General features: G+C 34.9%; 10 protein-coding genes. 6 read left to right on the top strand and 4 right to left on the bottom strand.

Annotated features, from left to right (window positions below):
- Positions 1-48: 48 nt before the first annotated feature.
- Complete coding sequence (locus ATZ35_RS04715) at positions 49-771, bottom strand: MurR/RpiR family transcriptional regulator (protein WP_208929721.1); 723 nt, start codon at positions 769-771, stop codon at positions 49-51.
- Between the two features lie 440 nt (positions 772-1,211).
- Between ATZ35_RS04715 and ATZ35_RS04710 the strand changes: the two genes are divergently transcribed.
- From ATZ35_RS04710 to ATZ35_RS04690, 5 genes are all read left to right on the top strand, one after another.
- Positions 1,212-2,048, top strand: a complete 837-nt coding sequence (locus ATZ35_RS04710; protein ID WP_208929720.1) for a metal ABC transporter permease — start codon at positions 1,212-1,214, stop codon at positions 2,046-2,048.
- A gap of 266 nt (positions 2,049-2,314) precedes the next feature.
- On the top strand, positions 2,315-3,142 hold the full coding sequence (gene purR / locus ATZ35_RS04705; protein ID WP_010770370.1) for a pur operon repressor: 828 nt from the start codon (positions 2,315-2,317) through the stop codon (positions 3,140-3,142).
- Between the two features lie 166 nt (positions 3,143-3,308).
- Positions 3,309-3,557 (top strand): type II toxin-antitoxin system Phd/YefM family antitoxin, encoded by a 249-nt coding sequence (locus ATZ35_RS04700; RefSeq protein WP_208929719.1) that lies wholly within the window; start codon positions 3,309-3,311, stop codon positions 3,555-3,557.
- Between the two features lie 3 nt (positions 3,558-3,560).
- Positions 3,561-3,848 carry a Txe/YoeB family addiction module toxin gene (locus ATZ35_RS04695; protein ID WP_208929718.1) on the top strand — a complete coding sequence of 96 codons (288 nt, stop codon included), beginning with the start codon at positions 3,561-3,563 and terminating at the stop codon, positions 3,846-3,848.
- Positions 3,849-4,136: 288 nt separating this feature from the next.
- Positions 4,137-5,282, top strand: a complete 1,146-nt coding sequence (locus tag ATZ35_RS04690) for an ArgE/DapE family deacylase (protein WP_208929717.1) — start codon at positions 4,137-4,139, stop codon at positions 5,280-5,282.
- Between the two features lie 271 nt (positions 5,283-5,553).
- On the opposite strand, the gene ATZ35_RS04685 is transcribed toward ATZ35_RS04690, so the two are convergent.
- Genes ATZ35_RS04685 through amaP form a run of 3 tightly spaced genes read right to left on the bottom strand, consistent with a single transcriptional unit; the run spans position 5,554 to position 6,888 of the window.
- Entirely contained in the window at positions 5,554-6,090 is a 537-nt protein-coding gene (locus tag ATZ35_RS04685; RefSeq protein WP_208929716.1) for an Asp23/Gls24 family envelope stress response protein, read from the bottom strand.
- 38 nt (positions 6,091-6,128) lie between these two features.
- Positions 6,129-6,326, bottom strand: a complete 198-nt coding sequence (locus tag ATZ35_RS04680) for a DUF2273 domain-containing protein (RefSeq protein ID WP_086282445.1) — start codon at positions 6,324-6,326, stop codon at positions 6,129-6,131.
- Between the two features lie 10 nt (positions 6,327-6,336).
- Positions 6,337-6,888: an alkaline shock response membrane anchor protein AmaP gene (amaP, locus tag ATZ35_RS04675; protein WP_208929715.1), complete on the bottom strand. Its 552-nt coding sequence runs from the start codon at positions 6,886-6,888 to the stop codon at positions 6,337-6,339.
- Positions 6,889-7,376: 488 nt separating this feature from the next.
- Here amaP and ATZ35_RS16870 point away from each other — a divergent pair, with 488 nt between their 5' ends.
- Positions 7,377-12,629: a S8 family serine peptidase gene (locus tag ATZ35_RS16870; RefSeq protein WP_208929714.1), complete on the top strand. Its 5,253-nt coding sequence runs from the start codon at positions 7,377-7,379 to the stop codon at positions 12,627-12,629.
- Positions 12,630-13,430 lie beyond the last annotated feature (801 nt).

Genomic DNA, 13,430 nt, shown 5'->3' with positions numbered 1-13,430 from the left:
TTTTTATCGGCATTATTTGAGGTGTAATAAACTAAAAAACAAAACGGCTTAATCTTGGACAAATTCTTCTACGATATATTCCAATAGTAATAGTAATTTCCCAAAAAAACTATTATAGTGGGTATTTTGACTATCTAGTGGTCGTTCATCCTCTACTTCAAAAACAAGTGATGCAAGGGTATTTGCGCGGTGTTGTCCATTTCCAGTAAACAAAATAATTGGAATGTTATTTTCTTTTGAATGAGTCATCTTCTCAATAACTTTTTGGGTCTCACCTGATTTAGAAATAGTTATTAACATACTTATGTTATCAATATTATTATTGATGATTCCAGAAGAATCTGAAGCGCTGACAAATAAGGTCTTAATCCCATTGACTAATAATTTTTTATAGAGGTATTCAGCTATGATACTAGAAAAACCAGTTGCATAAATCGTGATGAATTTATCTTTATTTTTCACGTAAATCGTTTTCATCTCTTTAATTGAGGTTTCAATTTTCTGTGTATCAATGTGATAATCAATCGTAGCTTTTGAGGTCATATGGTTATTAGGTTGGCTATTTTTTAAATAATAAAAAAGCTCAGTATAGCCTGAAAATTCTAATTTTTGAGCCAAACGAACAATAGTTGCAGGCGATGTATAGGTGTTTGTAGCGATTACTCGTAGAGATACACCATCTAGCAACTGGATATTTGTAATCAAATAAGAAAGGATTTGCTTTTCATTTTCAGAAAGTTGTTTTCCCTTAGTAATAATTTCTAGATCCACAAAAGTACCTCCTGAGTTTAAGATAGTATAATCATACAACTTTTTTGTGTTCTTTTGTTAATAAAGACTATTTTTATCTGGGGTTTTAATGAAAGAGAGAGGAAAATCACTCTTTTTATAAGTATTTAAAACTTCGTGTAAGACTATTACTATTTTGAATTCAATAGGCTTAGTGAACTTAATAGGATCAATGTATTGTTTACGAGTATCTTTTCTTTCAAAAGCTGAACAAAATAATCGTTAAAAGTTGCTTGGTTGAATAATTCTCTTGACTAGTTGTTTTTATAATGCTAAAGTATATCTTGCGCTTTAATCGTAATTCTTACGATTTGAGTTTTTAAAGCGTAATAGGTATGGTAAGAGAACTTAGTGTTCTCACAACTGTTCCCACTAAATAAAATAGGCTTCTAAAGCCTTATGTAACAAGGAGGAATAAGATTTTGGAGATGCTTTCATATGAGTTCATGAGAAAAGCCTTTTTAGCAGCAACGTTTATTTCGGTAATTGCACCAATGCTAGGTGTATTTTTGGTAATCAGAAGACAATCTTTAATGGCGGATACTCTTTCTCATGTCTCTTTAGCAGGGGTAGCCTTAGGGTTTTTCTTAAATTGGAATCCAGATATCATGACGTTGGTTGTCGTGATTATTGCGGCAATTATTTTAGAATATCTACGAATGATTTATAGTACGTACTCGGAAATTTCGATTGCGATTTTAATGTCTGGTGGTTTAGCACTGGCTTTGGTTTTGATGAACCTTAGCGGAGGTAATTCTGCGGCAAGTATTCAGTCATATCTATTCGGTTCGATCGTGACGATCACTTGGCAACAGGTCGTTATTTTGGCGGTGTTGTTTGTCGTATTAGTGATTTTGTTTGTTTTATTTAAACGACCAATGTATGTTTTGACGTTTGATGAAGATACGGCACATGTGGATGGTTTACCAATCCATTGGATGTCGATGTTGTTTAACGTGATTACAGGTGTAGCAATCGCAGTTATGATCCCTATTGCAGGGGCCTTATTGATATCCGCGATCATGGTCTTACCTGCTGCGATCGGGATGCGGATTGGCAAGGGATTTAACACGGTTATTATCATCAGTGTTATTATGGGATTGATTGGCATGCTAACAGGATTGACGGGTTCTTATTATTTAGAAACACCGCCAAGTGCCAGCATTACCTTGATTTTTATCGGGTTATTTATTCTTGTCAGCATCGTCCGTAAAGGGATTGTAACGATGCAACGAAATAAGAAGATGAGTCAGAGATAAATCAATTTAAATGAAAAGAAGATAAGGAGAAAAACGAAAGTTCTCTCTTTTATCTTCTTTTTTGTTTCTCAAATTGCGAACTATTTTTCGATTTTTACAAAAAATGCTCGATTTTTTTTGCAAAACACCCTATAATAGGAACGATAGATTATGAGGAAGTATCATTTATTTTACTTGTTGAAAAATAATGAATAACGAACCTATAAAAAATAAGGGATAGTCATTATTCAAACGAATAATAAACCTTAAAGGAAAGAGGAGAAGAAGTGACAGATTCTAAAATTCGGAGAAGCGAACGATTGATTGATATGACACAGTACTTACTGGATCATCCCCATACATTAGTTTCTTTGACCCATTTTGCACAGCGCTATAAATCAGCTAAATCATCGATCAGTGAAGATTTAGCGATCATCAAAAAGACATTTAAACAAAGAGGCACAGGAATTCTTGAAACAATTCCAGGGGCGGCTGGTGGTGTACGATTCATCCCAGAAATTCCATATGAGGAATCAAAAGAATTAGTGATGGCTTTGTGTGAACGTTTGTCAGAACAAGATCGTCTGTTGCCAGGAGGATATGTGTATCTTTCTGATTTATTAGGACAGCCGGAATTATTGCGCCAAGTTGGGAGAATCATTGCTTCTAAATATTTAGGTGAACAAATCGATGCTGTTATGACCGTAGCAACTAAAGGGGTACCGATTGCTCAAGCTGTTTCTTATTATTTAAATGTTCCGTTTGTAATCGTTCGTCGTGATTCAAAAATCACGGAAGGTTCAACGGTTAGCGTGAATTACGTTTCGGGATCATCTGAACGTATCGAAAAAATGGAACTGTCAAAACGTAGCTTAAAACGTGGATCGAGAGTTTTAGTAGTAGATGATTTCATGAAAGGCGGCGGAACCGTTAACGGGATGAAGAGCTTGATCGAAGAGTTTGAAGCGGAACTTGTCGGGATTACTGTTTTTGCTGAGTCTAAATTTAAAGGACAACGCGCGATTGAAGATTATACGTCATTGCTTTATGTAGAAGATGTAGATACACGGACTAAAACGATTAATGTAGTTCCAGGAAATTATTTTGATGAATAGAGTTGAAACCAGCTATCAGAAATGATGAGCTGGTTTTTTTATTGAGAAAAGTGGCAAGTGATATCCTTTTTAATCAGTCAAAAATACACAAAATCGTTATAGTTATGAGAGAAAGCTTGCAAAACAAATCGGCGTACGTTAAAATGTACGTATGGAGGTGTTAAAAATGGAAGTAATTACCCCTACGAATTTTAGAAAAGATATGTTTAATGTTTTAAAAGATATTGCGGCTTCCAACAAAGAATTGGAAGTAACACTTAATTCCCAAATTGGTGCTAATGATGGTGTTGTTATGATTTCTAAAAGAGAATGGCAGGCAATACAAGAAGAATTATATTTACAAAGAACTGGAACATTAGATTATGTATTCAATCTAATGGAGAATGAGTCGGAAGATGATTTCGAGGACGCCTAATTTATGAGTGATGAATGGGTTGTCCGAGTACATAAAGAGGTTAAGAAAAAGCATATACCATTACTAGAAAAGGTTAATTTATTAACTGATTACGATGAAGTTATAGAAATCTTAAAGAGAAATCCGTTTACTCGTGTGAGAAATTTTGAAAAATTAAATCCTAAACACAAAGAAATTTTTTCAATGAGAATCAACAGTAAGCATAGAGTAGTGTATACAGTTGATAAAAAAAGCAAGATCGTTAAGGTATGGGCTGCCTGGTCTCACTATGAAAATAATGTACCTAGGTAGTTGCTAATACAATACAAAAAATAGAATCGACCTATATCAGATATTCTGTCATGTTGAATGATGGTAACTGGTGTTAGGTTGATTTTTTTCTTCCAGTTTCATTAGAAAGAGCTTGTGGAGTCGCTCTTTGACTAGATTACAAATCTGCAGTAAATTCTTCCGCTATCAATAACCAATTTTATTTAACGAAATCCAAAATTAGGTGTATAGTAAACCTGTAAGCAAATTTATCCATTTTTTCACACACGATGAGAAACTGAATGAATCAAATGAAAGAAGGCCAACACAATGGAAAATCAAGAAAAAGTTCAAATTTTAAAAGACATCGTCGCAATCAAATCAGTCAACGGCAATGAAAAAGAAGTCGCTGAGTACCTAAGTAAGCTTTTCAAAAAACACGGGATCGACTCAAGCTTTTTAGAATATGACAAAGATCGTGATAACCTAATTGTTGAAATCGGTAATAAAAATAGTGAAAAAGTCTTAGCCTTTTCAGGACATATGGATGTGGTATCAGCAGGGAATGAAGCTGACTGGACTTCTGATCCGTTCAAACCTGAAATTCGTGATGGCAAAATGTACGGCCGCGGCACTTGTGATATGAAGAGTGGGTTAGCCGCTATGGCAATTGCAATGATTGAATTAAAAGAAGAAAAAGCAGATTTTAACGGACGTTTACGTTTAATCGCCACAGTGGGTGAAGAAGTCGGCGAATTAGGAGCCGAACAATTAACCAAAGAAGGCTACGTGGATGATGTAACTTCAATGGTGATCGGTGAACCTTCTGGTTATGCAGGTATCGTTTATGCCCACAAAGGATCAATCAATTTTAAAGTAGCCAGTCAAGGCAAAAATGCCCACAGCTCAATGCCTCAACTAGGTGTAAATGCCATTGATCATTTGAATGACTTTTACTCAAGAGCCAATCAATTATTCCGTAGTGAAACCCATACAGATGAAGTCTTAGGCGATTTTATTTATAATGTTACGATGATTTCCGGTGGAGAACAAATTAACAGTATTCCAAGTGAAGCAAGTCTTCAAGGGAATATCAGAACGATTCCTGGCTATGATAATGATATTGTGATCAAAAAAATGAACGAACTGATCGATGAATTAAACCAAAAAGATACCTATCATTTAACCTTGAGTATCGAAGCAAATAAAATTTCAGTGAAAAGCGAAAAAGATTCTGATATCGCGAAAATCGCTCAACAAGTAGCAAAAAAACAAGTCAATGTCGATATTCCAATGGTTGGCGTGTCTGGAACGACGGATGCTGCTGAATTTACCAAAGGCAAACAAGTCTTTCCTGTGATTATTTTTGGTCCAGGTAATGAAACACCACACCAAGTGGACGAATATGTGGATGTGGATAACTATTTGGAAATGGTCGATATTTATAAAGAAATAGCTACGAGTTATTTAGTGTAACGGATATTTGAATCATATTAAAAGTATCATAGTTACCCTTTTTCAAGTGGTAAATTGAATTTTAAAAATCAGAAATTAACTAACGTTGTATTAATAAATATAAATTTCTTGAGTTTTTAAATGAATTAGATGATAGAACGTTTTTGCTTTGGAATCAAGTAATTAGACTAAAACCCGTACAGTGCATAAAATGCATTGTACGGGTTTTAAAAATTTATCAAAGGCTCTGCCTTTTTATACTGATTAGTAGTATTATTTAAATTTTGTAAACTTATTGAACTCTTGACTCTGTGGCATCTTTTGCTTTTGCTACACCGTTGCTTGCCACTTTTTTTGCTTTTTCTGTTTGTTCACTTGTGAAATTACTTACAGATTCTGTCGCATCACTTAGACGATCTTGAACAGTTGTTGAATCTTCTTCATATTGTTCTTTTGATTTTACATCTGTTACAGTTACATTCACTTCTACTACTTTAAGAGAAGTCATTTTTTCCACTTCTCTAGAAATAACCTCTTTAATTTTTTCATACAACGCTGCAATATCTCTACCATATTCAGTTACAACATCTAAATCAACTGCCACTTGTTTTTTCCCTACTTCAACATCGATCCCAGTAGTGACGTCTTCTCTATTAACAAGCTTGTTAGCAACGTTTGAGAAAAAACCGCCCTCCACTGTTAATAATCCATCGACTGATTCTAACGCAATCCCGATTATTTTTTGAATTACTTTATCATCATAAGTAAGTTCACCCTTAATACCATTTACACTTGCTTCTTCTTTTTTTGGTAGATTTTTGTTATCCATATCTTCAAATCCCTTCTTTTAGTTAATTATTTATAGTTTTACTTTCTTTTATTAGAAAGAAAGATATCTATCCATCCATGCGCAGTAGCATACCATCCCACAAAACCGCCAAGAATAACAAACACGATAATTAGAACGGTTTTAAAGAAACCTAAAGTCAACATTAATAGTGCAATCAATAAACCTGCTAGTGCACCGATTATAGGTCCTTTATGTGTTTCCCATACCTCATTCATATATTTCCTCCTATTTTACACGTTGATCATTTTCTGCTCGAGGCTTTTCAAATTTAATTTTGATTGAAATTTTTACGCCTGGTCCAATCAAATCATGTAGTTGATTTTCTAACTTTTTACTCCATTCGTCAGTTTTACCATATAAATCTGAAACTATTTGAAAATCACCTTTAATTTTTATCTTTATCTTTTTTTGACTCATTGTTGCTTTCACATTTGGATTTTTCATCAATTTCTCTGCTGTCAATGACTCAGAGACGAATCCTTCTACCGCTTTTTTACTGATTTTTAAATGACCATCTGATTTTGTAAATGAAAATTGACTCATTCTTTTTGGATAAAATAGTGTAATTAATACTAAAACGAAAAAGATAATCAAAGTAATTACTGCAAGATAGAATGCAATTATAGGTAACCAAGTACCAACTAATGGGTAGTCATTCAGACTTAAAAAGTAAAATGGTATAGATATATATGTTTGATAAGAAACGACGGCTGAAAAAGATAAATACATAAGTAGCAAAAGTAAAAACGTAATAAATGTTTTTTTTAATTTACTCAAAGTGAACCTCCTGTCAGTTATTGTATGAATCCAACTATACATTTAAATTAACAGCTTTGTTTCTATTTTGTCAAAGACTATGCACTTAAGTTACCATACATCTAATTAGTCTAGTTAAGTTAGATGTATCAATAAATTAGATTAGCTTAGGTTAAATAAGCAAACTTATGATGAAGGTCCATATTTAATTTGATAATAAGATAAGATGTTCATAATAGATTTATCATTTCAATCATAGTTCAATCATCAATTTTGTCTAGTTACATGAAAATATTGATTTTACGTTGTAAGCAATAATAGTTCGTTACGAATGTAGCAGTGTACTCTGGAAACAGGAATGTCTTTTTTATTTCTCCTAAAAACTGCTGAATAAAATGAAGTTTCAAGTTTTTATAAAAAAAGTCTTTATAAAGTTGAAAATAAATGACATTTGAATTAGAATTGAATTGTATTATTATTTGAAAATGATGAAAAAGGAGGGGTTAGGAATGATGAAGTTTGGTTATGTTAGAAAAAGGAAAAGTAGTAGCCTGTTTTTACTAACTATTTTATTATTATCTATCGGTCTGAATATCTATGGAACAATTGCTTTTGCTGATAAAGATACACCCGTACAGCAAAATATTGGTTATGATAAGTTAATAGAGGCTCATAAAAAAAGTGAAGCGACTGTAAATGATCTAAGTAAAAAAGCGTTTGAAGAGAATGTCAAAGCCCAATTAACAAGTAGAGGATTTGATACAACTGGATTTGAAGAAAATACTTTTGACGGAAATCAAGAAATTCGGTTAATTGTGCAACTTGAAAAAGCTGCAGCAGTTGAAGAACTACCTGATCCCACAGGAAGCAAAGCGTCCGTTCAATCAATTGAACAAGCGACAGAGGATGTTATTGAAAATCAATCGACAGTAAAAAAGAAAATCGAAGCTTTAACGGGGAATAAAAGCGATCGAGCTTTTGGTTACTTGATCAATGGTTTTTCAATTGATGCGAAATATAAAGATGTTGATGCGATAAAATCTATTCATGGAGTTACCTCTGTTTCGGCTGCAAAGGTCTACCATCCAACCTCAATCGATTCAAATCAGCTGGCAAACGTTCAGCAAGTATGGGAAAACTACAAATTAAAAGGGGAAGGAATGGTTATCTCTATCATTGACTCAGGTGTTGATCCTACACATAAAGACTTACGTTTATCCGAAGAAACTAAAGAAAAAATTTCCCTACAAGTAGGAGGACAAAGCGCAAAGAATTTGGGGTATGGACAAGCCTTTACTAGAAAAGTTCCTTATGGTCACAATTATGCCGATAATAATGAGGATATTATTGACACAAATCCTGGAACGGGCATGCATGGGATGCACGTTGCAGGGATTGTTGCCGCAAATGGTATTGGAGATGATCCTGCTAAAGCAGTATTAGGTGTTGCACCAGAAGCACAAATACTTGCAATGAAAGTCTTTCCAAATAATACGAGGCTTGCAACAGCCTTAGACGATGATGTAATTGCGGCGATTGAGGATTCAGTAAAACTAGGAGCTGATGTCTTAAACATGAGTTTAGGTTCTGTTTCAGGTGCCGTGGACCCGGATTCTCCAGAACAATTAGTCATACGACAGGCTGCTGAAGCAGGTGTGTTGTCTGTGATTTCGGCAGGTAATAGTAGTATTAGTACTACGGACAATACGAATGTTGATCCACAAAATAAATTAGGAACAATAGACACAGGAACACTTGGCTCACCAGGTGTTACGAAAGAAGCTTTAACTGTTGCTTCTGCAGAAAATACGTATATTACAAGTGGTGGCTTGCTGGTTCAACTAGTTGATACAAACGGGACGAAGCAACCCTATCACATGGAAACCTCAACATCACCTTCTGGTGCAATCGTCTTTTCTAATCCAACAACTGAAAGTACAGACCTACTAAAACAAACAACCGACTTAATCGATGTTGGAATCGGAGCAGAAAGTGACTATCAATCGAAAGATGTTCAAGGAAAAATAGCATTAATTCAACGTGGGGCAATCAATTTTTCAGAAAAACAACGTAATGCCAAGGAACATGGAGCAATTGCTGCATTTATTTATAACAACGTTTCAAATAGTCCTCCTATGGGAATGCAAGTCGAGAATCTTAACTATTTAACTTTAAGTTTAACAAAAGAAGATGGGGAAGCACTTGTTAAACTAGCGAAAGATAATAAGAATCAACGATTCAGTTTTGATAGCGGTGAGTTTCAATTTGCAAATCCTAAAACAGGTAAAATGTCTGATTTTTCTTCATGGGGATTAACACCCAATTTGGAATTTAAGCCGGAAATATCAGCTCCTGGAGGGAATATTTACTCGACAGTTAATAACAATCAATATAAAACGATGAGTGGAACGTCAATGTCTGCTCCATTTGTTGCTGGTTCCCAAGCACTTATTTATCAGGCCTTGAAAAATGGAAAAACCTCGCTGTCTGGAACAGATTTAACCCGTTTTGCAAAATTATCTGTGATGAATACTGCATTACCAATGTTGGATAAAAATCATAATGAAGTGATTATTTCACCACGTCGCCAAGGTGCTGGGCAAATAAAAGTGGACAAAGCAATCGAAAATACGACGTCCTTGACTGATGCAGTTGATGGTGATGGTGCACTGGCACTAAAACAAGTTGGTCAGGAAACCACGATTTCTGTTAAACTGAAAAATAATGGGAATAAAGAAGCGACGTACCAATTTACTGACTTTGGCGGTGTTTATACAGAAGCACAAACCAGTACTGCTGAGGTCTATGAAACCAAAATAAAAGATGCGAAAATGCTAGCGAGTCAGAATAAAGTAACGATACAACCAGGTCAAACACAAACGATTCAGCTCAAATTAAGCTTACCCAATTCGTTGTCGAAACAACAATTTGTAGAAGGCTACATCGGATTTACAAGTGACACTCAACCAGATTTAACCATGCCATTTGTTGGATTTTATGGGGATTATAGTTTAGCATCTGTGATTGATGCACCAATCTATGACGCAGCGTCAATTCAAGGATTTGGTTTTTTTACAGATAAGAACAATACTTTCTTAGGTTTGAAAAATAATACGATTGATCCTGATTTAGTTGCTATTTCTCCAAATAAAGATGGTCGTAAAGATGAAGCAAAACCAACCTTAAACTTTTTACGAAATGCTAAAAGTGTTACGTATGAAATTGTAGATTCCGATAAAAAAGTAATTCGACGTTTGGCTGAGGAAAAAGGAATTCGTAAAGACACATTTAATTCTAGCATGGGGCGCTTTACGTCTCATACGATTACAAGTGCTAATTGGGATGGCACCACATTTAATTTGAAAACTGGAAAAAATGAAGTCGTACCAGATGGACAATATCAAATGAAAGTAGTCGCTAAGGCCGATATTGCTGATGCGAAACCTCAAGAAATGTATCTGCCAATAAAAGTCGATACTGTCGAACCAACGATTGAGCAAATAGGCTTCGATAATGCTAATCCAACAGCAAAATTAAATGTAAATCTGACTGATGAATTAAGTGGTGTAGATTTAAGAGCAGTCACTGTTTCTGTTAACGGAAGAATCGAAACGTATGATCTTAGCAATCAAACATCAGGACCTGTTTCGATTCCGCTCGTCGCATCTCAGCAACCGAGCGAAGGTCAGAATCAAGTAGAACTGCTGATTACGGATTATGCAGGAAATTATGCTTATCGAAATCAGTTGATACAACAAGGGACAAAGGCTGGGTTAGTCCTTTTCAATCTAGTTGAAGATCAAGTGATTACAAGCAATACCGCTAATTTTTCAATCACGAATCAAACATTGTTGATCAATGGTTCATATCCTCAGGAATTATTCGTTAACGGAGTTAAAGCGACAAAAAATGAACAGTTATTTGAAGTGGCTGTTCCTGTGACAAATGACACTAAAACGATTGTCTTTTCTACGGATAGTGAGGATCAAACTATTATTAAAGAAGTTCCGATCACTGTATATAGCAAATTGCCTGAGTTATCCATTACGGATCCCGTAGAAGAAAATAGTATAACGAATCAATCGACATATACCTTGAATGGAACAACAGGCAAAACAACGAAAAAACTAGAAATAGAGCAGACAAGTAGCAGTCAAAAAGTTGATTTGACATCTCTAATTCAAGCAGATGGTCACTTTAAAACAGATATAGAATTGGTTCATGGTCAAAATTTAATTTCGATTTATGCGACAGATGAGCACGGGAATCAAACCGTAGAAAAACGAATTATTACAACCTCAAGCTACCAGCAAAGAGAGATTCTTGTATTAGAAAATATTAATGTAAGTAATATCACTATCGTTGGTGTGGGCAACTCTGATTATGATTCAGCGGCAGAAACTTATACAATCAAAGGACGTTTGCGTGAAAAGGTCGATCATTTTACAATCAACAAACAAGAGGTTTCTTATGATCCCGATACATTGACCTTTAGTTTCCCTATTAAGCTAAAACAAGGAAAACAAAGCCTAGCATTTTATATCCAATCGGACCAAAAAAATAATGGAAATCCTTTTGTCAATGAAGGATACTATGTAGTCGTTGATACTGTTTTGCCGACCTTGCAAATGGATAACTTGACAATAGATGAAAAAGGAAATTATTCAGTCTATACGAATGTAAATCCGTTTCATTTAAAAGGCTCAATTTCAGATAATTTTTCAGGGTACAAACTCTTTGTAAATAACGAAAACATTTATTCGGATGTCAATTATGATACGTTTGATGAGAAATTTTTTGAGGGCAAACCAGCAGCTGCATTTGATTATGAAGTTCCTGTAATCGAAGGAGAGAATCATCTACAAGTTGGATTAACAGATAGTATTGGAAATACAACAAGTAAAGCTGTTTCAGTCTTTTATAGCAATCAAGCACCAAAAGTACCCATTGTCACGGCAAATAATAAAACCGTAACAAATCAAGCCGTTAAACTAAAAGCTACTGCCGAACCGAAGACCACAATCTATTATAGTTTTGATACTGAACGTTATGACCGTTATACAGATGAAATAGCTGTTGTAACAAATCAAAAAGTATACTTTTATGCAGTAGACCAGTATGGCAACAAGTCCGACATAACAACTTATGAAGTGAATAATATTCAAAGTAACATTGCGGCGAAACCGATTATAACCATTAATGCTAAAACGCGGAGCCAGAACGCGACACTTCCTGTACAAGTTGTAATTACGTATGACAAAGAATTAACAGAAGAACAAAATCGTTATACCCATCTTCGTTATAGTCTGGATAAGGGCGTCAGTTATCAACCGTATACAGTGCCATTTGAGCAAGCAAAAGCAACCGAAATCTGGGCTCAAAGCTACGATGCTGCTGGGAATGAGAGCGAGATTGTCAAAGCAGTTATATCATTACCAAAACCAGAAAAACCGACCGATTCTACAGAGAATACTCAATCAGATAAGTCGTCGACAGAGACATCGGGTAGTACGAAGCAATCTGATGGAAGTAACAGTTCGGAGCAAGTACAACAAACGGGAACATCATCAGCGAATCCGTCAGCTGTTCAAGGTGCGACAAACTCTTCAGTTAAAAGCTATGGAATAACAGATCAAACTAAAAAAGAACGTAGTACTTATCCGAAAACAGGAGAAGCTCAGAAGAATGCAATAAGGCTCATTGGCGTTGCTCTTATTCTTCTAGTATGTGGATATTACTTCAGAAGAAGACAGAAAGAATAACAAAATTTAGTAAGAGTACAAGAGGGTTAATCAAAAACTTGAAACGGGGAATAAAGTAACAATTTTAGTGCTTATATATCACAGGGACTAAAACGTTATTTATTTTATAAACAAGTAAAAAACAAACAGCTGTTTATCATGTGATAGTAGAAAAATGGTTGGATGTTTCTGAACGATAAACAGCTATTTGAAATTCGCAGGTTCTGCAGGCCTGCGGATTTTTTACTTAACGACCCATCATCCGCCAGGCAGATCGTTAAGACTACGGATAGACTAAAAATCAATCGTTACATTGCACCATTCAATCGGGTAAATGAATAAATCTTATTTTCTGATTCTTACTTAATTGTACGCATTGACTTGGCTGCCTTTTTAGATCGAATGGTGAAAAGCATGGTAGTGATCGATTTTAGAAATATCCGCTCGCAAGCACCAATTGGTAGAATGCCAATACGAAAATATCGTATTGAAAAAGGAGAGAGCGGTGCTTGCTATTTATAAAAAGAGCGAAAAAAATACGGCATTAGCTACCAACTAATACCGTGCAAAAGTGCAACAAATAACCACCAACTGCTTCAACCTACTCAAATCTGTAAAAAGTACTAGTATTTCTTACAAAAATTGAGTAAAATGGAAGAGTCGATATGAAAATATTGACTTGGGCAACTTATATTATTAGTTTTGGCTGATAATATGAGGCTCTGTAAGAGGATGTCCGTCCTTTTGCAGAGTGCCTTTTTATTTTGTTTTTCGCTCTAATTACCTGATATTAAACACAAAAAAATGATATTAGTCAGCTAC

Source organism: Enterococcus rotai, from assembly GCF_001465345.1.
GTDB lineage: Bacteria > Bacillota > Bacilli > Lactobacillales > Enterococcaceae > Enterococcus_L > Enterococcus_L rotai.
The sequence above is the reverse complement of the archived record's forward strand: the minus strand, read 5'-3'. Positions and strand labels throughout refer to the sequence as shown.